The sequence below is a fragment of the Paenibacillus kyungheensis genome, from assembly GCF_028606985.1.
In the GTDB taxonomy this organism is placed as follows: Bacteria; Bacillota; Bacilli; order Paenibacillales; family Paenibacillaceae; genus Saccharibacillus; species Saccharibacillus kyungheensis.
Genome location: NZ_CP117416.1, coordinates 2,715,227 through 2,739,653, shown reverse-complemented (window position 1 = coordinate 2,739,653; position 24,427 = coordinate 2,715,227). Strand labels below are relative to the sequence as shown.

The window sequence follows — 24,427 nt, the reverse complement described above, 5'->3', positions numbered from 1 at the left end:
AACGTTATTGAAAAAGAGCAACCTTGTTACTAAGGTTGTTCTTTTTCGATATAATATGCAAATACCACATCGAATAAGTCCTCTTTTAGTATCTATAAGTCATTTTTATAATATAAATGTAAACTTAACTCCCTTACTATGTAAAATCAAACTAAAATATCACCCATTTATTTTGCTTTTTTTACAAAATAGCTTACTTTTGAATATATTTCCATGATAATATGAGTGAGATATCTATTCTTTCAGTACATAGGAGGCAAAACATGGTAACACGTAGTGGAATGAAATCAAGATGGGTAAAGTATGCGTTGATGGTGGCAATTGCTTTACCTATGCAAACAGGATGGCTAGGCGGATTAACGGCTGTTCATGCAGAAGGCCCAACTGATCCCGCTCCATTTATCGCGGCTAAAGTGGTCAACGACAATGCTGGTAAAAAAGTATTGTTCGATAATAGCCATGCTCAGACAGCAGGGGCGGCTGATTGGGTAATTGATGGAGGTTTTTCTGATTTTGCAAACGCATTAGCTAATGATGGTTACTATGTGAAAGAACTTCGTAAAAGTACACCAATCACTTATAGTGACTTGAGCGATTATGATGTATTTGTTATTGCAGAGCCTAATATCCCGTTCAAAACAACAGAACAAGCAGCAATGAAACAATATGTTGAAAGCGGTGGCAGTATTTTCTTTGTAGGCGATCATTACAATGCAGATCGTAACAAAAACCGTTGGGACGGATCAGAAGCTATTAACGGTTATCGTCGTGGTGCTTGGGAAGATCCAACAAAAGGCATGAGCACAGAAGAAAAAAATTCTGCGGCGATGCAAGGTGTAGAGAGTTCAGATTGGTTATCTGATAACTTCGGGATTCGCTTCCGTTACAATGCACTAGGAGATATTAATGCTAACCAGATTGTTGCTCCGAATCAAGCATTTGGCATCACAGAAGGTGTAAGTAGTGTAGCGATGCACGCTGGCTCGACACTTGCAATCACTGATCCTGCCAAAGCAAAAGGAATTGTATATTTGCCAGAAACGAATGCGTCTTGGGGAAATGCAGTGGATCAAGGGGTATACAACGGTGGCGGTGTTGCTGAAGGCCCTTATGTAGCAGTTTCCAAATTAGGAGCAGGTAAAGCTGCATTTATCGGAGATTCTTCTCCTGTTGAAGATGCTTCGCCTAAATATCTACGTGAAGAAACGGGCACCAAAAAAACAACGTATGATGGATTTAAAGAAGTAGATGACGGCGTATTGCTTGTTAATACAATTAACTGGCTGTCAGACAAAGAAAACTATACGAACTTTAGTCAGGTAGATGGTCTGCAATTGGATCAACCGACAGCATTGTTGCCAATTGAGACTCCACAGACGTCTACAGAGCCTCAAGCAGAACCGTGGGCAGCTCCAGCAGCAGGTTACAAATGGTGGGATTCTTCTACATTCAAACCAGGTTCATACGGTAGTGCCGTTTCGGTTACTACGCCAACGTATAGCTTAGTACACCAGGCTGAATTGCCAAATGCAGAACCTTTCCAAATTCGTATTGTAGCTGATAATTTAGCAGCGAACAGCACAGTGACCGGTTATAGCAGTGGTATTTACTTAACCGGTGGTACGCAGGTTGGTCAAGTACAGAATCCTGATGGTACATGGCCGACAGCATACGGCTACAGTTCGACGTATAGTCTAACAGCAGATAGCAAAGGTCATGCGTACAAAGACATTACAGTACGCGTCAAACCAGGTACAACAGGAACAGCAAGTCTGCGTCTACGACTAAATGGTAGCAATCTGATTACTACGCCGGTAACGATTGCCAATGTTCCTGCTGAGCCATTGCCTGAAGAAAATGGTGGAGAACAGCCTGCACCCGCACTAACAACGATTGCCAATGCTCGTGCTCAAGCAGAAGGTAAATTGGTCACGATCGAAGGTGTAGTGACTACTGAACCGGGCGCTTTTGGTGGACAAGCTTTTTATTTACAAGATAAAACAGCAGGCATCTATGTATACCAAAATCAAGCTGGATTTCATCAAGGTGATGTGATCAAAGTAACGGCTCCACTAGCATTGTATAATACTGAGCTAGAGTTAACGGATCCGGTAACAATTGAAAAAACAGGAACAGCAACATTGCCTGCGGCAACAACAGCAGTCGCTGTAGATACGTATAATCAAGGACAATTGGTACAATTAAAAAATGTACAGATCAGCAATATCGCTGCCGCTACACCTACAGGTTCTTTTGAATTTGATGTAACTGGCAATGTATATGGCGATCAACCTGTAACGACTCATGCTCGTGTAGATGCACGTACAGGACTAACTCAAGCTAATTTTGCTTATCAAAATGGACAATTTGTAGATATCACTGGAGTAGCAGCTATTTTCAAAGGTGTATTCCAATTGAAACCAAGAAGTGCAGCAGATATTACAGCAGTTACGAGCACACCTCCTACAGATCCTACTGAACCGACAGAACCACCTGTTACTGATCCATTAGCTACAGACGTACCCGGAACACCTGTATTAACAGATAATAACGGACATGATACAGGGCTTAGAGATGGTAACTACACGATCACTATGAATATGTGGTGGGGCAATAATGGTTCTACGTACAAATTGTATGAAGGTGATCAAGTGATTAGCAGTGGTAAGCTTGCTGATCAATCACCAAATGCACAGACTGTACAAGCTGATATCAAAGGGAAAGCTAACGGTTCTTACACGTATACGTTAGAATTAACCAATTCATTCGGTACAACAAAAAGCCAGCCTTTAGTTGTAAAAGTAACGGATGCTTCTCCTGCTCAACCTGTTTTGTCCAATGACAACTGGGATGGGGACGGTAACTATCAAGTAAGTATGAATCTATGGTGGGGAACAAATGCGACAGAATACCGTTTATATGAGAATGGTACACTGATCGATACTCAATCGTTAAAAGAAGGTACTCCACAAGCGCAACATGCGATCAGTGGAATCACTAATCGTCCAGCAGGTACGTATGAGTATGTGACTGAATTGGTTAATGCTTCCGGTACAACAAAAAGTAATACGATGACAGTACAAGTTACGAAATAATACGATTTGATCTGTTTTTCGCACAAATAAATGAATACAAAAAAGCCTTGAACGTTACGGTATGCATCTAGCATAACAGTGTACACGTTCAAGGCTTTTTCTATTGGATAAATACAGATGAATCTATATGCTTTACTGTATTAGCCTTGTACAACAGCGACTAACAATACAATCCAACCTGCTATAAAGGCAAGTCCGCCTAGAGGAGTAATCGCTCCTAATTTACGAACACCGGTAAAGCTAAGGACGTACAAGCTGCCTGAAAATAAAATAATCCCTATACAAAGCAACCAACCTGCGGTTACTGCAAGAGTAGAGTGGGTTAGATTCTGTCCAAGTGTGCCTATCAACAACATTCCCAGTCCATGTGCAATATGGTATTGCACACCTGTTTCGTATACTTTCATCATATCAGCGTTGAGCTTCTTTTTGAGCGCATGTGCACCGAAAGCTCCAAGAGCTACAGCCAGAACCATCATGATACAACCGATGATCAGTATCGTTTGCATTTTATCCACCTCCAATAGACATCCCTATATCTTTATTTATAATTTACGTAAGTAAATATTTTGAATCGTATGATTGGCTTCCTTTTTCAAAATTAGCTGTGCGCGTCCTTTGGTAGGAAGAATATTTTCATGTAGATTTTTGGCATTGATCGATTCCCATGTATGATGAGCGACTACAGTTGCTTCTTCTTCAGACAGATCAGCAAATCGAGAATGGAAATACGAATCTGGATTCTGAAAAGCAGTCTGGCGTAACAATTGGAAGCGCTCTACATACCAACGAGCAATATTTTTCTCTTCTGCATCAATAAAGATCGAGAAGTCGAAGAAGTCACTCACGAATAAGGGACTATCCTTTTTCACCTGTAGTACATTAATACCTTCTACAATTAGAATATCAGGATGATCAATAACGCTTTCCTCATCAGGAAGAATATCATACGTTAAGTGTGAATATTTGGGTGCTTTTACTTTCGGTTTACCGGATTTCACTTCTCCAATAAACTGAATTAAGCGCTTAATATCATAACTTTCAGGAAATCCTTTACGGTTCATAATCCCATTTTTCTCTAACACAGCATTTGGATATAGAAAGCCGTCCGTAGTGACCAGATCGACTTTGCGATGCGTATCCCAGCGAGTAAGAAGGGTCTGGATTAAGCGAGCAGTGGTGCTTTTTCCAACAGCTACACTACCAGCAATACCGATAATATAAGGCGTTTTGCGGGCTTTTTTCTGCAAAAAAGAAGTGGTTAACTGATGGAGCTGTTGAGAAGCACCCACGTAAAGATGAATCAGATGAGTCAGCGGTAAATAGACCTCTTCCACTTCTTGCAGAGAGACCTTTTCATTTAATCCGCGTAGCTTTTCTAATTCAACCTCGGTCAAAGATAATGGTGTATCGTGATCTTTTAAGGAAGCCCATTCCTTGCGATCAAATTCGATGTATGGCGAATATCGTTTCATGTGCTCTCACTTTCTGAGAATTTTTTTAATTCTAGTGTACCAAACTTTACAATGAAAAACCTCTAAAACGTTTATGACATGTTATGTTGACCTTCCAAACAGTGAAGTTAGGCTAAGTTTAATGATAATACTAACAAATAGCTTACATCAATCTTGCTTCTTATATATTGAATAGACTAAGGTAGATAAAGACTAGATATAGAAATGAAGTATACTTACTTTCTTGATACTAAGATAATGTTCATTTCTCGATATACATAATGGTAATATAAGTATACATTGGTTTATTTATATTTATAAAAACGTACATTCAACCTATCCAATACAGATTCATTTTATAAAAAACTATGCATGATGATCTTATGATGACAGGCTATAAGGAGGAACTATTTTGTCCGAAAAATATAATCATTCTCATTTTTCCCATCAGGACAAATCTACATTCAATCTTGAATTGCATACCAAATCCTTATTAAGCGATACATCCGTTGTGCATACTCCTGCTTCTTTTGCCAACATGTTAGATACGCTTGAAATGATGCCTTACCGCAATATCAATCTTTCTGTATATGAAGTTCGTAAAAGTCTAGAAATTGCGAAGTCTCTTGATGTAGAAGACCTAATTATTCGTACTCAGCTTATCCATGCCGATATTATGGGCAGACAAGGTAAAATTGCTGAAGGCGGACGCAAAATTCGTAAAATCAATAAATGGGCTTTGGATCATAACCATCATTATTTGTTAGCTCGCAGTCATCGATTACTGGCTGCTTTTTATAGACGTATTGGAGATAATGAAAGTGCGTTAGAAAATGCTGTGATTGCTTTTAAATACTTGCCAGAGGATACTTCACTGCCGATTCGTGCAGATCATCTGATGACGCTTGCGTTAACACTGGATGAGGTGGGGGCATATGAAGATTCGGTACATCGTTTTCAAGAAGTGTTAGAGATAGCAACCGCTACAAATGATTTTCAAATTTCGATGTTTGTTTTAAATAATATGGCCTATACCCAGTATGAACGTGAGAATATTCCTGAAACGTTAGAATTAATTGCTCAAATGCGCGAATTAAGTGTTAAATATAAAGTGCCTTTAGAAGCGCAACAATTAGATACGATTGCTGTGATTGAGATTCAAGCCGGTCGTCCAGAAGAAGCGGAGAAAACATTGCAACCGATGCTTCATGAACCTGTAGGAACGCGTAAGTTAGGGGAACTGGCTACTTTACCAGAATGTTTGTTAACGCTAGCCAAAGCGCAACGTCTACAAGGCAAATTAGAAGAGTCTGAAAAAACACTACGAGAAGCTGCACATATCTCGGAAGAACATGGACTGGCACGTCTGAGTGTCAAAGTCAGACTTGAACGTTCAGAATGGTATGCCGCTTCCAATCGGTATCAAGAAGCTTATGAAGAACACCGCTTGTTTTTTAAAGAAAATGAAACATTACGTTCTACTCAGCGCGAGACCCGGGCACGCATTTTACAAATTGTATACGATGCAGAAGAAGCCAAACGCGATAGCGAGTATTTTAAAGAAATGGCACTACGTGATCCTTTGACAGGTCTGCACAATCGCCGCTTTATGGATGTGCACATGAACAAATTGTTAGAGCGTTGTATTCTACTGGAGCAACCTCTGACTGTCGCTATGATCGATCTGGATTTTTTCAAATTAATCAATGATACATTATCCCATGAAGTAGGGGATATTGTGCTGGTTCATGTCGCGAAAATCTTATCGCTTACGATTCCTTCGACTGCTGCTGTAGCACGTATAGGCGGGGAAGAATTTGTAGCTGTATTTCCAGAAACAGATCTCAAGCAAGGCCGAGTATATGCCAATATGTTGTGTGAAGCGATTCGTTCAGCAGATTGGAGTCCCATTACAGGCAACTTACCGGTGACAGCGAGTATCGGTATTTCTACGATTACAGATCAAGCTCAATCCAGTGCAGAATTATTGGCTTTAGCAGACCACCATCTGTATGAAGCGAAAAAAGCAGGTCGTAATCAGGTGATCTGCGGAGAAGATGTATTACGAAATATAGAATAAATTGAATTATATTTAGTTATTTTTAATAAATAACTTATAATTAATAACAATTAGGTGTATACTATAGAGATAGTGAATCCATAACACCATCCATAATTAACAAGAAGGAGGTATTCATTATGTCTGAACAACACCAACAATCAGATTCATCACATTCTACAAATAAATTAGGAAATATACCCATATCTATACTTGATCTTGCACCGATAACAGCAGGAGCAACAGCATCAGATGCTTTTAAAAATAGCCTTGATATGGTACAACATGCTGAAAAATGGGGATACAATCGTTACTGGGTAGCAGAGCATCATAATATGCCAGGGATTGCGAGTTCTGCAACTTCGGTAGTGATCGGTTATTTAGCGGCTGGAACTTCAACGATTCGTGTTGGTTCAGGTGGAATTATGCTTCCTAACCATGCTCCGCTTGTGATTGCAGAGCAATTTGGTACACTTGAATCTATGTATCCAGGACGGATTGATCTAGGTCTTGGACGTGCACCGGGTAGTGATCGTCGTACAACGCTTGCTTTGCGTAGACAATTGGATAGCGGAGAAGACTTTCCAGAATTGCTGGAAGAATTAACTTCCTTTTTCGATGCGTCAGCGACTTCTTATCATGCACCGATTCGTGCTGTACCGGGTGAAGGCTTGAATATTCCGATCTGGTTATTAGGTTCTAGTGACTTTAGTGCACAATTAGCAGGTCAAAAAGGACTACCGTTTGCATTTGCAGGTCATTTTTCACCTGATTATACACAGCGTGCATTAGCCGTCTATCGTCATCATTTCCAACCTTCAGCTATTTTGCAAGAACCATATGCTATGGTCGGTGTGAACGCGATCGCTGCTGATACGGATGAAGAAGCAGAATGGTTAGGTACGACTATGCAACAGCAATTCCTTAATATTATTCGTGGCAAAACAGGTCAAGTTCAACCACCTACAGATATGTCTAGCAAATGGACACCTTATGAACAAGATGCTGTAGAAAAACAACTACGATCGACAATCAAAGGTGGCCCTGAAAAAGTAAAACAACAACTAACACAGTTTATTGCAGATACAGGAGCCGATGAATTGATTGTGACAGGAATGTTATATGATCATCAAGCTAGACTACGCTCTTATGAAATTATTAGTGAAGTGGCAGAGATTCGTAACACTGTAAATAGTTAATTATTGTGTATGATCTATAGAACGAATAAACCGGCGATATGCTTTCGGAGCAGAGCCGGTTTTTCTTTTGAATAAATGATGAAAATAAGATACATCATGATAGCCGACTTGCTCGCAGATAGCACTTATTTGCTGATCTGTCGTACGTAATAGATCACACGCTGCTTGAATTCGTAACATCTGTACATAATGAGACATGGATGAACCGGTATGTTTTACAAATAACCGATGAAGCTGACGAACACTAATCTTCATTTTGGCGGCAATTTCTGCTACTGATATCGACTGATGATAATGAGTATGAAGTTCGTGTAGAACATCCTCCCATGTAGAAGAAGATGGTGGTAGTAAGACTTCGCTTTCAGTATCTGATCGATGTAACAACAGTAAAATTTGAATAACATACGTATACACAGCCGTTATCCAGCCTGCCCGTTCCCGATGATACTCTTCGTATACCTGTTGAAATAAACGATGAAATTCTTGAAATCGATCATAACTATAACGATACTGCTGATCAGTTAATAAAGGCTTTATCACTTCACTCCCCGGATACGTAGACAATACCTCTAATAACGAATTGGCATCGAAAATACAATTATAAACAATCAATGGATCAGCATCGCTAGCAGGTGATGGACGGTATACATGCGATATGCCCATCGGCAACAGAAAAAGGTCTCCTTTTTTGACAGGAGAAGAGATGCCATTGATCACATGACTGCCTGTACCTTCACTAACATAATTTAATTCCAAAAAATCATGCATATGTTCATGAAGTTCATACGATTCGGCTACCCGATTAATATAGATTGGAATATCTTTCGTAAAAAAGTAATCACCTATCAGCGTATCGATTCTACGTTTGATCGTCATCGTATATTTTCCCATCCTTTCTAATGTCCGATTTACCACTTGAATATGTCTGAATAGCCCATTTTAAACGCTTACAACTATCGTATGATAAAAAAGAAAGCATCTCAAGTGCCGCTTATTGAGAGCATGAGCATCTATCTTAACGATTGAAGGAGCGTGTATCGTATGGATCATCAGTCTGCTTCAAATAATGGATTAGAAGTGATACAACTGCAATGTGAATATCGTACTCACTGGTTAGGTAGCGATCATCTTCGTCCTCAATTTAGCTGGATTATTCAATCTAATCAACGATCCACAATACAGTATAGCTATTATATACAAGTTGGATTAGATAGTGAGGATTGGACACAACTGCTATGGGATTCAGGAATCGTCGTTAGTGATCAATCGATTCAAGTCAAGTATGCAGGTTCACCTTTACAATCTCGCACGCGTTATTATTATCGTGTACAGATTCAAGATCAACAGGGAAGAACGTCAGCATGGAGTGAGATACAGTGGTGGGAGACTGCTCTGCTAGATCATACAGAATGGCAAGCGCAATGGATCACTCCTGAAGAAGAATGGCATAACCCGCAGTTAGAATCTGTTTTTCAATTACGTAAATCATTTACATTACCTGAAAATATCAGTTCTGCGCGTATTTATGCGACGGCAGCAGGATTATATGAGCTGTCTATTAATGGGACTCGTGTAGGCGATGAATGGTTCACACCGGGATGGACTAGCTATACTCATCGTCACCAATATCAGACTTACGATGTTACAAAGTATCTACAAGCAGGAGATAATGCAATCGGTATCAGTCTAGCCGATGGATGGTATACCGGTCGTCTTGGTTGGGAAAATAAGCGTCAGCATTATGGAGAACACAAAGCATTATTGTTACAACTTCATGTTCATTATGAAAATGGGGAAGAAGAGATTATCGGTACAGATACATCATGGCATAGTGCACCTAGCCCCATAACGTTAGCATCTATTTACGATGGAGAACATTATGATGCTCGCTTAGAACAACCAGATTGGGATCAACCTGGCTACGATGATTCTTTATGGTCAGGGGTAAAAGTAGCCGAGTTGGCTTATGATCATCTGATCGCTCAAGAAAATTGGGCGGTTCGTGTTACAGAAATACTGACTCCTGTAAAAGTGATACATACGCCTGCCGGAGAAACGGTATTGGATATGGGACAAAATATGGTCGGACGCATACGTGTAACAGGTATAATACCTGCTAACACGCACTATGTTATACATCATGCTGAGATTTTGGATCAACAAGGGAACTTTTATCGTGGTAATTTGCGAACTGCTAAGCAAGCTGTTCATTATATCGCTAATGATCAACAAGACCGTAAGATTAATCATGTACCACGCTTTTCATTTCAAGGCTTCCGTTATATCCAGATTGAAGGATTAGATCACCTTACCGATCAGCAACTATTGGAGATGGTCACAGGAGAGGTTATGCATTCGGATATGCCGATTGCAGGTTCATTTGAATGTTCTCATCCGCTGATTAATCAATTACAGCGTAATATTGTATGGGGACAGCGAGGGAATTTCCTTGATGTGCCTACAGACTGTCCACAACGGGATGAACGCTTGGGTTGGACAGGGGATGCACAGGTATTTATACGTACAGCCGCGTTCAATTATAATATCGCTCCTTTTTTCCAAAAGTGGTTACGTGACTTGAGTGCAGATCAACGTTCAAATGGTAGTGTGCCTTTTGTTATACCTGATGTATTAAGTGTATTGGACGAGGAAAAAGGAGATACTGAACTCCCTGCTTCAGCGGCATGGGGAGATGCGGCTGTAATCTGTCCGTGGGTTATGTATTTACATTATGGAGATCAGAACCTATTACAAAAACAATATAGCAGTATGAAAGCATGGGTTGATTACATTTACAATCAAGGTAGTCATCATTATCTCTGGAATACAGGATTTCATTTTGGAGATTGGTTAGCTCTGGATGCCAAAGAAAATAGTTATATGGGAGCAACACCTGTCGATTTGGTTGCGACTTCTTATTTTGCATATTCTACCCGAATTGTACGGGATACGGCTGTAGTATTGGGACAAGCAGCAGATGTGAAATTATACAGTGAGCGTCTGGAGCAGATTATTCAGGCATACCGTCATGAATTTGTGACACCAGCAGGAAGGCTAGCTGCGCCGACTCAGACTGCACATGCGCTAGCGTTAATGTTTGATTTGTTAGAAGAACGTGATCAACAGCGTACGGCAACCGAATTGAATAATCTTGTGATCAAAAATGATTATCATTTAACGACTGGATTTGTAGGGACACCGTATCTATGCTTTGCTTTGTCAGATCATGGGTATCATGAGACAGCGATTAAATTATTACTTCAAGAGCAATATCCATCCTGGTTATATCCTCTTTCCAAAGGGGCGACCACGATCTGGGAGCACTGGGACGGTATTAAGACAGATGGCTCATTCTGGCCGGATGATATGAACTCGTATAATCATTATGCTTATGGAGCTATTGGAGAATGGCTGTATCGTTATGTGGCTGGACTAGATATGGACGAAAGTATACCTGCCTACAAAAAAAGTAAAATTCATCCGCGATATGGCGAAGGAGAGATTACTTCTGCCAGTGCTATATTGGAAGCTGCTTATGGTAAAATTCAATCTAGCTGGATTGAGCAGGCGGATCAGCGACAGTTAGAAGTAATCATTCCTGCTAATACAACGGCTGATATTGTACTGGATCATGCAATATTGTCATCTATTCAAGAAAACGGTCAGCTATTACATGAGATTGAAGGCATTCATAATATACAAGAAATGCAAAGCACAATCATCATAACGATCGGCTCCGGTCATTATCATTTTGTATACCAATATCAGCCGATCTCAAGATTAGTATAAATACGTATTCCACACCGCCAAAAATAATACTTAAAAGCTCTGTTGCTTCGATATAGAACAGAGCTTTTTGCTATCCCTCTATATGCTGCGATGGATGCAAAAGTGGCATCGCTATACAAGCACTGTTATAATCATACGCAATGTGTTAACGATTCATTGATAAAATTGCAGGGTAAAACATGCATAAATTTACAATGAAATTAATATTGAGACGATGATACAACGTGCCCTCTCAGCACAGAACCAGAAGTGACTGCTGTTCAGATGTTGAACAATAGTGTGTTTTCTGGCAAAGGAGCGAAAGAGATGAACACGAGAGATTATTATTTTGATAATTTGAAATTCCTTCTGATTACGTTAGTAGTAATCGGTCATTTGATCGAGCCGTTAAATGAAGATCCGGTACTGCGACCGATTTATTTGATGATTTATACTTTTCATATTCCACTATTCGTACTGATATCCGGTTACTTTGCTAAAAATATCGGTAGCGGTGATTATTTGAACAAAGTGATCAGTCGATTAATTGTGCCTTATTTGCTATTTGAATCTTTATATTCCTTATTTGATTTCTGGATCTATGATCGAGCAGAGTTGAAATTTTCTTATTTTACTCCGTACTGGTTGATGTGGTTCTTTTTTAGTATGATTTTGTGGAAAGTAGCAATGCCTTATATAATCCGTATTCGTTATGCTTTGCCGATCGTAATTGGGATAGCGATACTAGCAGGATATGCTAATGACGCACAATATTATGCTAGTGTGTCACGGACGCTTGTCTTTTTCCCATTTTTTCTCATCGGTTATTATTTAGATAAATCATGGATTGATCGGTTACGTACAACCCGGATGCGCATCTATTCAAGTATTGGATTGATACTTACGTATGTAATGATCTCTTCGTATGGATATAAGTACAAAAAAGAATGGTTTTTTGGAAGCTTTTCGTATGAATCGTTAGGGCATGACGAATGGAGCGCAGGTATATATCGGATCGCTGTATATGGTGCTGCTGTGTTGATCGGAGGAATGATAATGATTTTAATTCCTGAGCGCCAACTTCCCTGGATATCAACAATGGGAACCAACACACTGTATACATACCTGCTCCATGGATTTATTGTGCTGGTTCTGACAGCCAGTGATTTTTATACTCATTTTACAACGACGACCGAAAAGTTATTGTTGATTCCTTTCGGGATCATATTAACGATGTTGTTATCATTTAGCAGTATTCGTTTTCTATTCAAATGGTTAGTTGAACCTAAAATGAAGTTATTATTGAAGCATCATCCAAGTCGTTCTAATCGCAGTAAAAGCCAAACCGGGTAAACCAGTACTCAGGAGGAACTATGGAAAACATAATCGTGCAGCAGATACAATGGAATACAGATCAATATCGTGCATGTCTTTCATTGCGTGACGAAGTATTACGGCAACCTTTGGGGCTTAGTATATGGGATGATCCTTGGCAAGAAGAAGGCAACGATATTCATATCTGTGCGACTTTGGAGCAAGATACTATAGGTGTTCTTTTATTGCGTCCAATCGATCAGCAAGTCATCCAGATGAAGCAAGTCGCTGTAAGTGAAACTGTTCGAGGTAAGCAAGTTGGCAAAAAGCTAGTCGAATTAGCAGAACAGATCGCTATAGCAAAAGGATATCGTACGATCATTTTACATGCACGTGAGAATGCTATTCCTTTTTATAAAAAGCTTCATTATTCATCAGTTGGAGAACCTTTTACAGAAGTGGGTATCAAGCATAGCAAAATGATCAAACATATCCAGTAAATCAATAAAACGTTAGTGAAGTATCGGTATTCAGAGCAGTGGAATGTTCTGTTGCAGATATTTTATTAACGTTTTTTTTGTTAGGCTTGAAAGCAGATTACAGAAGCATGTTCACTAGACGACTGATGTATAAGGAAGATATGATAATAAAGTGTGAATTAGAACGTATACATTGGATAAAGAGAGGAAATGATTATGTCAGCTATTTTATATTATAACGATTCATTTTTGAGAGAATGGACAACAACAATTGTAGAACGTCGTGAACAAAATAATCAGTACTTTGTTCGGCTAGAAGAGACTGCTTTTTATCCGCATGGTGGAGGACAGCCTTGTGATACAGGGAAGATCAATGAGATCGATGTGTTAGATGTTGTCAAAGAAGATGAGTATATCTGGCATCAAGTATCCCAATTACCAAATGATAATGAAGCACACTGTCAATTGAACTGGGAACGTCGATTGGATCATATGCAGCACCATACCGGACAACATTTATTATCGGCTACAGCATTACAATTGTTCGATGCACCTACACTCAGTTTTCATTTAGGGCAAGATATGGTCACGATCGATATTGATCGTAAATCAATGAATGACACTGAATTAGCTACACTTGAACAAGCAGTCAATCAGCGAATTTACGATAATCTAGCTGTCAGCAGTTATTTTGTCAATGCAGAGCAATTAGCTCAATTGCCTGTAGTGAAAATGCCGAAAGTGACCGAGGATATCCGCATCGTCGAAATAGAAGGCGTTGAATACAATACTTGCGGAGGAACGCATGTATCGCGTACCGGACAGATTGGACTTATCAAACTATTCAAAGCTGAAAAGCAAAAAGGCAGTATCCGTATCTATTTCAAATGTGGTGCTCGTGCACTTGCTGATTATAACGACAGTCTGCATATTTTGAATACGCTGGCTACCAAATTTAATACAGGTCGCAAAGATATTTTGGAACGCTTTGGCAAATGGGAAGAAGACCAACAACAACTCAAAGCTGTATTAGAACAATTGCGTAAAGCTAACGATACTTATGAATCCAATCAATTATTATCTCAGATGCAAAATCAACAGATAACACATATATTTGAACACAAAACATTATCAGACTTACAACGGATCGCCGCTACGCTGATCGTCGAGCAAGAAGTGACAGTGCTGTTCGCAACATTAAGCGAATACAAAGTCTTTTTAGCTCAAAACGGTCATCCTCATTTAAAATGCGGTGCTTTTTTCAAAGAACATCTAGCTACCTTTCATGGAAAAGGCGGAGGAAGTGATCTTTCAGCGCAAGCTACCTTTACTTCGGAAGCCGATCTTAACGCATTTTATGAATTTGCACAGCAACAACTTCATCTTGTTCGTTAATTTAGATGTATAGTGCAAAATTATTGCTATACGTTTATCAGCAGAACTGATAAGTACTATAAGGCATTCTGATTGGTAGTGAATTGACCGTTACATCGCACTATGATAAGTTCAAAGGAGTAAATTAATTCTGATCACAATACTAGGAATTAGTATCGCAGGATGCTACAGATGGGGTGGATATTGTTGGAACTTCAAGTGATGAATAGTCCTTTTAATCAAGAGCAGGTCGATCTGCTTAATCGTCTTCTGCCTACACTTAATACAACACAACGTATTTGGCTTAGTGGATATATTGCAGCATTGCCTGAATCAGCGGCAGGTCCGACAACAGCAAACGCTGTTGCTGCGCCAGTAGAAACAAGCAATGGACAAGCAACCGTAACCCTTTCCAAAGACGTTACAATCCTTTTTGGATCACAGACCGGAAATAGTAATAGTTTAGCCAAAAAAATGGCGAAAAAATTAGAAGAGCAAGGTTTTCAGATTACACTTTCATCGATGGGTGATTTTAAGACTAATCAGTTGAAAAAAGTAGAAAACCTGCTGATCGTGGTAAGTACACAAGGAGAAGGAGATCCGCCGGATAATGCGATTCCTTTTTTTGAATTTGTGCATAGTAAACGAGCGCCTCAATTAGATCATGCACGCTTTGCAGTGCTTGGATTGGGCGATACATCTTACGAATTCTTTTGCCAGACTGGAAAAGATTTCGATAAACGCTTAGAAGAACTGGGTGCAGAACGCCTTGTACCGCGTGTAGACTGTGATGTGGATTTTGAAGAACCAGCGACAGCATGGATGAACGATGTACTGACAGCTTTGACGCAATCTGCGGAGACGTCTAGCCCTTCAGTAGCTGTAACTTCTTCGGCGACTGCTAGTGTAGCAGTAGAGTCTGAATATACACGTACCAATCCTTTTCAAGCAGAAGTGCTCGAAAATTTAAATCTTAACGGACGTGGTTCCAGTCGGGAGACCCGTCATATAGAACTTTCATTAGAAAGTTCTAACTTAGAATACCAACCTGGTGACAGTCTGGGTGTGTATCCGCAGAACCATCCGCAACTGGTAAGTGACATTATCTCTGCGATGAACTGGAATAGCGATGAAGTGGTTACGATCAGCAAGCATGGAGATCAAGCCTCTCTACACGAAGCTTTGCTTCATCATTATGAGATTACAACCGTTACGAAGCCGATTGTGCAGCAATTAGCAGCATTGTCTACAAGTGATGAATTGAAAGTATTAGTAGCATCTGGTCGTGAACAAGAACTACGTACTTATATCAATGGCATCGATCTGCTTGATCTGATACAAGATCATTCATTTGCAGGTGTATCTGCACAAGATTTCACATCGGTATTACGCAAAATTCCTGCACGATTGTATTCAATTGCAAGTAGTCCGCAAGCTTTTCCAGAAGAAGTTCATGTGACTGTACGTGCTGTACGCTATGAAGCACGCGGTCGTGAACGGTATGGAGTATGTTCTATACATTTAGCAGAACGTCTGGAAGCTGGTGATACATTGCCGGTCTATATTCAACATAACGATAATTTCCGTCTGCCAGAGAATCCAGATACCCCGATTATTATGATTGGACCGGGTACAGGAGTCGCTCCTTTTAGAGCATTTGTCGGTGAGCGTGAAGAAACAGGAGCTTCCGGTAAATCATGGTTGTTCTACGGAGATCAGCATTTTGCGACCGATTTCTTGTATCAGACCGAATGGCAACGCTGGCTTAAAGATGGTGTATTAACACGAATGGATGTTGCTTTTTCACGCGATACGGCTGAGAAAGTATATGTACAACACCGTATGTTAGAACGTAGTAAAGAGTTGTTCGAGTGGCTTCAAGAAGGAGCAGCTATCTATGTGTGTGGTGACGAGAAACAGATGGCGAACGATGTCCATTTGACCCTAGAAAAAATTATCGCTCAAGAAGGTCAATTAAGCCCTGAAGAAGCGACTGAATATTTAACATGTATGCAACAGGAAAAACGTTATCAACGGGATGTGTATTAAACGTTCAAGGTTCCAAACGGTTGAACGTCAATCATTCTGTAGATATCGAGAGGAGACAGTCAGATGGGGAATCTAGAAAAAGAAAAACCGTATCCTCCGCATGATCGAGCACATAGCGATGTGGAGGATATTAAGCGCAATAGTAATTATTTACGAGGTAGCTTAGAAGAAACATTAAAAGATCCAATTACCGGTTCGATTCCAGAAGATGATAACCGTCTGATGAAACATCATGGTAGTTATATGCAAGATGATCGTGATCTGCGTACCGAACGTAATAAGCAAAAGTTAGAACCTGCTTATCAATTTATGCTACGTGTGCGTGCTTCTGGTGGTGTAGTCACTCCTGCACAATGGCTGATGATGGACAGCATTTCTCATAAATACGGCAATGATACGATTCGCTTAACCACCCGTCAATCATTCCAATTGCATGGAGTGCTGAAATGGAATCTCAAAAATACGATTCGTGAAGTGAATGAATCGCTACTAAGCACACTTGCGGCTTGTGGTGACGTGAACCGTAATGTAATGTGCAATCCGAATCCATATCAATCAGATGTTCATGCTCAAGTGTATGAATGGGCTTGCAAAGTCAGTGAACATTTAGATCCCAAAACAAGAGCCTATCATGAAATCTGGTTAGATGAAGAAAAGATTATAGACAGCAATGAGGTAGAGCCAGAACCGATCTACGGCGCAGTCTATTTACCACGTAAGTTCAAGATTGGGATTGCGGTTCCACCTTCTAATGATGTCGATGTATTTTCACAAGATTTAGGGTTTATCGCTGTGGTCGAAAATGATGTTCTGCTCGGATTTAACGTTTCGGTTGGTGGCGGTATGGGAATGACACACGGAGATGACAAAACCTATCCGCAAGTGTCTAAAGTAATCGGCTTCTGTACACCAGAGCAAATGATTGATGTTGCCGAGAAAACAGTGACGATTCAGCGGGACTATGGTGATCGTGCTGTACGAAAGCATGCTCGCTTCAAGTATACGATTGATGATCGTGGTCTACAGTGGTTTGTCGATGAATTGCACGAACGTCTAGGCTGGCAGTTACAGGGTGCGCGTCCATTCCATTTTGACCATAATGGAGATCGTTACGGTTGGGTGAAAGGGAACAATGGTAGATCCCACTTAACTCTATTTATCCAAAATGGGCGTATTATGGATGATGGTGATTATCAATTGATGACCGGCTTGCGTGAAATTGCCAAAATTCACGATGGTGACTTCCGTCTAACAGCGAATCAAAATCTGATTATCGGTAATGTAAGCAGTCGCAAAAAGAAAAAGATTGAAGAAATGATTGAGCGTTATCAATTAACCGCAGGTGCTCATTATTCAGCGCTTCGTCGTAATTCGATGGCTTGTGTATCATTACCAACATGTGGAATGGCGATGGCAGAAGCTGAGCGTTATTTACCTGAATTGATCGACAAAATCGAACCGATCTTAGAAGAAGCAGGTCTGCGCGATGAAGATATCGTGATTCGGATGACCGGTTGCCCGAATGGTTGTGCACGTCCGGCACTGGCTGAGATTTCATTTATCGGTAAAGCTCCAGGTAAATACAATATGTATCTAGGCGGTAGCTTTACAGGGCATCGGCTGAACAAGCTATACAAAGAAAATATTGGCGAAGAAGAGATTCTAAATTCACTACGTCCAATGGTCAATCAATATGCCAAAGAACGGATCGCTGGCGAACATTTCGGTGATTTTGTGATTCGTGCAGGGTATGTAGCAGAAGTATTAGATGGTATGCAATTTCATGCTTAATGCTTAGTATATAAGAGTAGATTGATATGATTGTTCAAAAATCCTTTACAGTGCCTTTGATGCTGTAAAGGATTTTTGTATATTCTTACTAATTATTCGTACATCATGAGATTATTCCGTTGAGTTGTTAGCGATTTCCCCCTATAATAAAACGAGGAAAAAAGTCTAACAGAAAAGGTGTTATATCAACCATGAGTATATTGAATGTAGAGAAGTTAAGTCACGGATTTGGTGATCGTGCTATTTTTAAAGATGTATCGTTCCGTCTGTTAAAAGGCGAACATATTGGCTTAATCGGAGCGAATGGTGAAGGTAAGTCTACTTTTATGAATATCGTGACTGGTAAATTACAGCCAGACGAAGGTAAAGTGGAATGGTCGAAGCGGGTACGTGTTGGTTATTTGGATCAACATGCTGTGCTGGATAAAGGCATGAGTATTCGTGATGTATTAAAAGGCGCTTTCCAGTACTTGCTTGATATGGAGCAAGAAATGAATGATATGTATGGCAAAATGGGAGATGTAACTCCTGAAGAATTAGAAGAATTGCTAGAGCAAGTAGGTACGATTCAAGATACATTAACCAACCAGGACTTTTACTTGATCGATGCCAAAGTCGATGAGACAGCGCGCGGTCTGGGATTAACTGATATTGGTCTGGACAAAGACGTAAACGATCTGAGTGGTGGTCAACGTACCAAAGTGTTACTTGCCAAATTGCTACTTGAAAAACCGGATATTCTTTTGCTAGATGAGCCGACCAACTATCTGGATGAAGTGCATATTGAATGGTTGAAGCGCTATTTGATTGATTATGAAAATGCGTTTATTCTAATCTCGCATGATATTCCATTCTTGAACAGTGTAATTAATATTATTTACCATATGGAAAATCAAGAATTAAGCCGTTATGTTGGCGACTATGATTATTTCCAAGAAGTCTACGAAATGAAAAAGCAACAGTTAGAATCAGCTTTCAAACGTCAACAGCAAGAGATCTCACAATTGAAAGATTTTGTTGCACGTAACAAAGCGAGTGTAGCGACTCGTAATATGGCGATGTCCCGTCAGAAGAAGCTGGATAAAATGGATGTGATCGAGCTTGCGCAAGAACGTCCGAAGCCACAGTTTAACTTCAAAGTCGGTCGTACCGCAGGTAAATTAATTTTTGAAACGAACAATTTGATTATTGGTTATGATGAGCCATTGTCCAGACCGCTTGATCTCAAAATGGAACGTGGTCAAAAAATCGCGTTGGTCGGTGCGAATGGTATCGGTAAAACGACCTTGCTACGTAGTATTTTGGGCGAAATCCAAGCTATTTCGGGTACAGTACAACGTGGTGAACATCAGCAAATCGGTTACTTTGAACAAGAAATGAAAGGCGATAACTACAATTCTTGTATCGAAGAAATATGGAAAGAGTTCCCTTCGTATTCCCAATTTGAAGTTCGTGCTGCACTGGCGAAATGTGGTCTAACAACCAAACATATCGAAAGTAAAATTGCTGTCCTCAGTGGTGGCGAAAAAGCAAAAGTACGTCTATGTAAATTAATTAATCGTGAGACCAATATTCTGGTACTCGATGAGCCGACGAACCATTTGGATGTCGATGCCAAGGATGAATTAAAACGCGCACTTCAAGCATACAAAGGCAGTATTTTGATGATCTCTCACGAACCTGAATTCTATCGTGATATTGTGACAGAGACTTGGAACTGTGAAGATTGGACAACAAAAGTATTTTAAGATCAACAAATGTACGTATAGATTGCAAAAGAGTGCTCTAAAGCACTCTTTTTTTGTTGATTATTTTTAAATGTATATATTGATATAAAAGTTATTGTATAATGTAAAACGAAGTCTATCATTATTTGGAAAAAAAGAAGATCACCTACTTTTTATTTACTTCAAAGGAGAATCAAATGAACAAGCTGGAGATTGCTTTATTGATAGTGATTGGTTTGATTGCTGTAGGAATTATCATCACTGGATTACGCTGGATGAGCTTGAGTAAAAAGCATACGCAAAGTGAGACTGCTGTCGAAAATAATGCTATTCTTGCTTTCACACCGGAAGAAATCGCTAAAAAGCTGTTGTTTGTATTTATCAATACTGAATTTCTTTTTGTTGCTCTTTATCTACTGATCTATGTTAAGTCTTCTGGATCCAATCTGATCGCTTATGTATTACTTGCTGTGTATATTGTAGGCACCATCTATAATATTATCGTCAATATTCGCAAGTTCAAAACAGGTGGATCGTTGTAAATGATGCTTGATTTAAAGTAGGTACATAAAGATCGTTTTGCATAGTCATACGCGATTCTATTCATATGCTTATAAAAGCAACGTAAATACATGTCATCTAAGCAGGCACTACAGTATAGATATCACTATCTATATTGTGGTGCTTTTTTGCATTTTGTGTGCGATCTAGTTTGCATTTGTATAGGATCCAGAAGAATAGAATAACCTATGTCGATTATCACATTTATCAAATTACCATGATAAAACATTCCTTCTGTAAGGCAAATAGATATGGGTAAAGAGTGCTATTGTCATCAAGCAATTGCTTCATCGTATACGTTATTATGAACCAAAATGAACAAAAACAGCAGGAATGAACTTGTTCACGCATCTTTTTACGAGTATAATTAGACACTGACTGATTATATAGATTTAATATTAGAAAGAGAGCGGGATAACTATGGGCCGTAAATGGAATAATATTAAAGAGAAAAAAGCTTCAAAAGATGCTAACACAAGTCGTGTATACGCTAAATTTGGAGTTGAAATTTATGTAGCTGCGAAAAAAGGCGATCCAGATCCGGAATCTAACCGTGCTTTGAAAGTCGTTGTAGAACGCGCAAAAACATATAACGTACCTAAAGCGATTATTGATCGTGCACTTGAAAAAGCAAAAGGTAGTGGAGATGAGCAATATGCTGAACTTCGTTATGAAGGCTTTGGTCCAAACGGTTCGATGATTATCGTAGATGCGTTAACGAATAACGTAAACCGTACTGCACCAGAAGTTCGTTCTGCTTTTAACAAAAATGGCGGTAACATGGGTGTAGCTGGTTCTGTAGCTTACATGTTCGATTCTACAGCTGTTATCGGAATCACTGGTAAAACGGCTGATGAAGTATTGGAAATTCTGATGGAAGCTGATGTAGACGCACGCGATATTCTTGAAGAAGATGAAGCGGTAATCGTTTATGCAGAACCTGATCAATTCCATGCGGTACAAGAAGCGTTCAAAGAAGCAGGTGTAACTGAATTTACGGTTGCTGAATTGACGATGTTACCACAAAACTACCTGACTCTTCCTGATGAAGCGACATATGCACAATTTGAGAAATTGATTGATGCACTTGAAGATTTAGAAGATGTACAACAGGTCTATCACAACGTAGAGTTCGAAGATTAAGATTTGATAACTATCCTTTTGGATGACAAAAGGCTATGTAATATTTCGATCTATAATTATCGGATATCGTAGCATATATTTTTTATCAATAAGAGCCCTTTACCTATTTATCTGGTAGAGGGTTTTTGTATATATTTACATATTGTTTGAGAATACCTTATCTGCGGGTAAAGAATGAATTATGTCGAAAGAACAAATAAAACATAGACTATAGGAAAAGAGAAGGTGACTGTGTATGAAAAAAAATATTGCAGATTCCGTTGTAGAAACATTAATTAACTCAGGTGTTAAACGCATTTACGGAATTGTAGGGGATTCATTGAATGCAGTTATGGACTCTGTACGTCGATCTGGCAAAATAGAATGGATACATGTTCGTCATGAAGAAGTGGCTGCATTTGCCGCAGGTGCAGAAGCAGAATTAGAAGGCAGTATTGCTGTATGTGCAGGAAGTAGTGGACCGGGAAATCTGCATTTGATTAATGGACTGTATGATTGTTATCGTAATCGTGTGCCTGTATTAGCGATTGCTGCTCATATTCCAAGCGATGAGATTGGGAGTAGCTATTTTCAAGCGACTCATCCTGAACAGATCTTTCAAGAATGTAGTTCTTTTTGCGAAACGATTATGACAGAGAAGCAAATGCCACGTACGATCAATATGGCAATTCAGACAGCGATTGCTCAATCGACAGTATCTGTTATTATTTTACCAGGAGATATTGCTGCTCTAGAATCGGGAAAACACCCGGTATCCGACATTCCGGCTCATGTTACTCGTCCGGTCGTTCATCCTTCAGCAGATGAATTGCAAAAGCTGGCTACTTACTTAAACGAAGGTAAAAAAATCAGTCTTTTATGTGGTGCAGGTTGCAAAGGAGCTCATGCAGAAGTGATGCAATTAGCAGAGCGTCTTCAATCTCCAATGGTCACAGCACTTAGAGGAAAAGAACATTTAGAGTATAATAATCCTTATTTTGCAGGTTTATCGGGATTGATCGGGTATTCATCCGGTTATCATACGATGATGGACTGTGATGTACTGCTCATGCTAGGTACCGATTTCCCGTATCGTCAATTTTACCCTGAAAAAGCGATTATTTTGCAAGTAGATATCGATCCTTCTCATATCGGAAGACGCACCAATGTGAACTACGGATTATGTGGAGATGTCAAACATACCATAGAACAACTATTACCTTTACTTACAACAGAACATGATTCGAATCATTTGCAGAAATGTGTAGATCGTTACACTAAAGTACGCGAAGGGTTAGATGAACTGGCTGTCGGCAAACCAGGGCATACTCCGATTCATCCACAATATTTAATGAAATTGTTAAGCGATGCAGCTACAGCAGACGCGATCTTTACAGCAGATGTAGGGACACCGACTGTATGGGCAGCTCGTTATTTGCAAATGAACGGTCAACGTCGTCTTCTAGGCTCATTTAATCATGGAACGATGGCTAATGCTCTTCCACAAGCGATTGGAGCACAAGCAACCGCTCCAGAGCGTCAGGTGATCTCTTTATCCGGTGATGGTGGACTATCAATGCTAATGGGCGATCTATTAACGTTAAAACAACACCAATTGCCGATCAAAACGGTTGTATTTAACAATGGAGCACTAGGATTCGTTGAATTGGAAATGAAAGCCGCTGGATTCCTTGAAACTGGTACTTCGCTGGTTAATCCTGACTTTGCTGCTGTAGCTAATGCACTGGGCATTATGGGAATTCGAGTAGAAGATCCGGCTGATTTGCCTTCTGCTATTGAACGCATGCTCTCTCATGATGGGCCTGTATTGCTTGATGTGGTTATTAACCGTCAAGAACTATCCATGCCACCGAAAATCACCCTCAAACAAGCAGAAGGATTTACAGTATGGAGCATGAAAGCTATCTTAAATGGACGTGGCGATGAGATTATTGATTTAGCAAAAAGTAATCTTTTACGTTAAGTTGGTCATTTTGGGTAATAGAGAGTATGAGAACATTAAGAAAGACACAAGGAGGCGTTCCTATGGGTAACCCGATTAAAGATATCAAAAAAAGTATCGATAAGTGCAAAAGCACAGCAGATCAGATTAAATTGACATTAGATGATGTCAAAAAAGATGTGGATGGCGTAAAGAAAAATGTCGATCGGATTAAAGAACAAGCAGGGCAGAAGTCAGCCGATTTGAAAGTAGCTATGGCTACGATTAAAGGTGCAGGGCAAAATACCAAAGAAATCGGTAACTCATTCAAGCTATGTCTGAATGAAGTAAAAGCCCTTTTTTCGATAAAAGAAGAGCCGGCTTTGGAAAGTGCTCCATCGACGTATTCTGAGAATACGGTAGAAAACCCAAGATTGCTTCAATCGTCTAATCGTTAATTATTGCAAGGCATAACACATACAGACAGGATCAT

General features: G+C 39.7%; 17 protein-coding genes. 14 read left to right on the top strand and 3 right to left on the bottom strand.

What is annotated here, in order from left to right; all coding sequences use genetic code 11:
• The first annotated feature begins 263 nt into the window (after positions 1-263).
• Positions 264-3,095: a chitinase N-terminal domain-containing protein gene (locus PQ456_RS11640; RefSeq protein WP_420540611.1), complete on the top strand. Its 2,832-nt coding sequence runs from the start codon at positions 264-266 to the stop codon at positions 3,093-3,095.
• Positions 3,096-3,235: 140 nt separating this feature from the next.
• Here PQ456_RS11640 and PQ456_RS11635 read toward each other — a convergent pair whose 3' ends face one another.
• Both PQ456_RS11635 and coaA read right to left on the bottom strand, forming a co-directional pair.
• Complete coding sequence (locus tag PQ456_RS11635; RefSeq protein WP_273612427.1) at positions 3,236-3,604, bottom strand: DUF423 domain-containing protein; 369 nt, start codon at positions 3,602-3,604, stop codon at positions 3,236-3,238.
• A gap of 36 nt (positions 3,605-3,640) precedes the next feature.
• Entirely contained in the window at positions 3,641-4,570 is a 930-nt protein-coding gene (coaA, locus tag PQ456_RS11630; protein WP_273612426.1) for a type I pantothenate kinase, read from the bottom strand.
• Between the two features lie 391 nt (positions 4,571-4,961).
• Between coaA and PQ456_RS11625 the strand changes: the two genes are divergently transcribed.
• Both PQ456_RS11625 and PQ456_RS11620 read left to right on the top strand, forming a co-directional pair.
• Positions 4,962-6,629 carry a GGDEF domain-containing protein gene (locus PQ456_RS11625; RefSeq protein ID WP_273612425.1) on the top strand — a complete coding sequence of 556 codons (1,668 nt, stop codon included), beginning with the start codon at positions 4,962-4,964 and terminating at the stop codon, positions 6,627-6,629.
• A 119-nt stretch (positions 6,630-6,748) separates the two neighbouring features.
• Positions 6,749-7,807: an LLM class flavin-dependent oxidoreductase gene (locus PQ456_RS11620; RefSeq protein WP_273612424.1), complete on the top strand. Its 1,059-nt coding sequence runs from the start codon at positions 6,749-6,751 to the stop codon at positions 7,805-7,807.
• Here PQ456_RS11620 and PQ456_RS11615 read toward each other — a convergent pair whose 3' ends face one another.
• Positions 7,808-8,683: an AraC family transcriptional regulator gene (locus tag PQ456_RS11615; protein ID WP_273612423.1), complete on the bottom strand. Its 876-nt coding sequence runs from the start codon at positions 8,681-8,683 to the stop codon at positions 7,808-7,810. It abuts the gene before it with no gap.
• Between the two features lie 165 nt (positions 8,684-8,848).
• Here PQ456_RS11615 and PQ456_RS11610 point away from each other — a divergent pair, with 165 nt between their 5' ends.
• The 11 genes from PQ456_RS11610 (at position 8,849) to PQ456_RS11560 (ending at position 24,392) form a co-directional block, all read left to right on the top strand.
• Entirely contained in the window at positions 8,849-11,596 is a 2,748-nt protein-coding gene (locus PQ456_RS11610) for an alpha-L-rhamnosidase (protein ID WP_273612422.1), read from the top strand.
• A 306-nt stretch (positions 11,597-11,902) separates the two neighbouring features.
• A complete protein-coding gene (locus PQ456_RS11605) occupies positions 11,903-12,928 on the top strand; it encodes an acyltransferase family protein (RefSeq protein ID WP_273612421.1) in 1,026 nt (341 codons plus the stop codon).
• Positions 12,929-12,948: 20 nt separating this feature from the next.
• Positions 12,949-13,389 carry a GNAT family N-acetyltransferase gene (locus tag PQ456_RS11600; RefSeq protein WP_273612420.1) on the top strand — a complete coding sequence of 147 codons (441 nt, stop codon included), beginning with the start codon at positions 12,949-12,951 and terminating at the stop codon, positions 13,387-13,389.
• Positions 13,390-13,584: 195 nt separating this feature from the next.
• Positions 13,585-14,763 carry an alanyl-tRNA editing protein gene (locus PQ456_RS11595; protein ID WP_273612419.1) on the top strand — a complete coding sequence of 393 codons (1,179 nt, stop codon included), beginning with the start codon at positions 13,585-13,587 and terminating at the stop codon, positions 14,761-14,763.
• 186 nt (positions 14,764-14,949) lie between these two features.
• Positions 14,950-16,791 (top strand): assimilatory sulfite reductase (NADPH) flavoprotein subunit, encoded by a 1,842-nt coding sequence (locus PQ456_RS11590; protein ID WP_273616303.1) that lies wholly within the window; start codon positions 14,950-14,952, stop codon positions 16,789-16,791.
• Positions 16,792-16,854: 63 nt separating this feature from the next.
• A complete protein-coding gene (cysI, locus tag PQ456_RS11585; RefSeq protein WP_273612418.1) occupies positions 16,855-18,582 on the top strand; it encodes an assimilatory sulfite reductase (NADPH) hemoprotein subunit in 1,728 nt (575 codons plus the stop codon).
• A 191-nt stretch (positions 18,583-18,773) separates the two neighbouring features.
• Positions 18,774-20,330: a ribosomal protection-like ABC-F family protein gene (gene abc-f / locus PQ456_RS11580; protein WP_273612417.1), complete on the top strand. Its 1,557-nt coding sequence runs from the start codon at positions 18,774-18,776 to the stop codon at positions 20,328-20,330.
• A gap of 176 nt (positions 20,331-20,506) precedes the next feature.
• Positions 20,507-20,851, top strand: coding sequence for a hypothetical protein (locus PQ456_RS11575; RefSeq protein WP_273612416.1), 345 nt, complete (start codon positions 20,507-20,509; stop codon positions 20,849-20,851).
• Positions 20,852-21,290: 439 nt separating this feature from the next.
• Positions 21,291-22,013: a YebC/PmpR family DNA-binding transcriptional regulator gene (locus tag PQ456_RS11570; RefSeq protein WP_273612415.1), complete on the top strand. Its 723-nt coding sequence runs from the start codon at positions 21,291-21,293 to the stop codon at positions 22,011-22,013.
• A 235-nt stretch (positions 22,014-22,248) separates the two neighbouring features.
• Positions 22,249-23,976, top strand: coding sequence for a ubiquinone-dependent pyruvate dehydrogenase (gene poxB / locus PQ456_RS11565; protein ID WP_273612414.1), 1,728 nt, complete (start codon positions 22,249-22,251; stop codon positions 23,974-23,976).
• Positions 23,977-24,038: 62 nt separating this feature from the next.
• On the top strand, positions 24,039-24,392 hold the full coding sequence (locus PQ456_RS11560; RefSeq protein WP_273612413.1) for a hypothetical protein: 354 nt from the start codon (positions 24,039-24,041) through the stop codon (positions 24,390-24,392).
• Positions 24,393-24,427: the final 35 nt, after the last annotated feature.

Coding starts and splice junctions, on each gene's coding strand:
- PQ456_RS11640 (WP_420540611.1), top strand. CDS start 264: ATGGTAACACGTAGTGGAATGAAATCAAGATGGGTAAAGTATGCGTTG.
- PQ456_RS11635 (WP_273612427.1), bottom strand. CDS start 3,604: ATGCAAACGATACTGATCATCGGTTGTATCATGATGGTTCTGGCTGTA.
- coaA (WP_273612426.1), bottom strand. CDS start 4,570: ATGAAACGATATTCGCCATACATCGAATTTGATCGCAAGGAATGGGCT.
- PQ456_RS11620 (WP_273612424.1), top strand. CDS start 6,749: ATGTCTGAACAACACCAACAATCAGATTCATCACATTCTACAAATAAA.
- PQ456_RS11615 (WP_273612423.1), bottom strand. CDS start 8,683: ATGACGATCAAACGTAGAATCGATACGCTGATAGGTGATTACTTTTTT.
- PQ456_RS11610 (WP_273612422.1), top strand. CDS start 8,849: ATGGATCATCAGTCTGCTTCAAATAATGGATTAGAAGTGATACAACTG.
- PQ456_RS11605 (WP_273612421.1), top strand. CDS start 11,903: ATGAACACGAGAGATTATTATTTTGATAATTTGAAATTCCTTCTGATT.
- PQ456_RS11600 (WP_273612420.1), top strand. CDS start 12,949: ATGGAAAACATAATCGTGCAGCAGATACAATGGAATACAGATCAATAT.
- PQ456_RS11595 (WP_273612419.1), top strand. CDS start 13,585: ATGTCAGCTATTTTATATTATAACGATTCATTTTTGAGAGAATGGACA.
- cysI (WP_273612418.1), top strand. CDS start 16,855: ATGGGGAATCTAGAAAAAGAAAAACCGTATCCTCCGCATGATCGAGCA.
- abc-f (WP_273612417.1), top strand. CDS start 18,774: ATGAGTATATTGAATGTAGAGAAGTTAAGTCACGGATTTGGTGATCGT.
- PQ456_RS11575 (WP_273612416.1), top strand. CDS start 20,507: ATGAACAAGCTGGAGATTGCTTTATTGATAGTGATTGGTTTGATTGCT.
- PQ456_RS11570 (WP_273612415.1), top strand. CDS start 21,291: ATGGGCCGTAAATGGAATAATATTAAAGAGAAAAAAGCTTCAAAAGAT.
- poxB (WP_273612414.1), top strand. CDS start 22,249: ATGAAAAAAAATATTGCAGATTCCGTTGTAGAAACATTAATTAACTCA.
- PQ456_RS11560 (WP_273612413.1), top strand. CDS start 24,039: ATGGGTAACCCGATTAAAGATATCAAAAAAAGTATCGATAAGTGCAAA.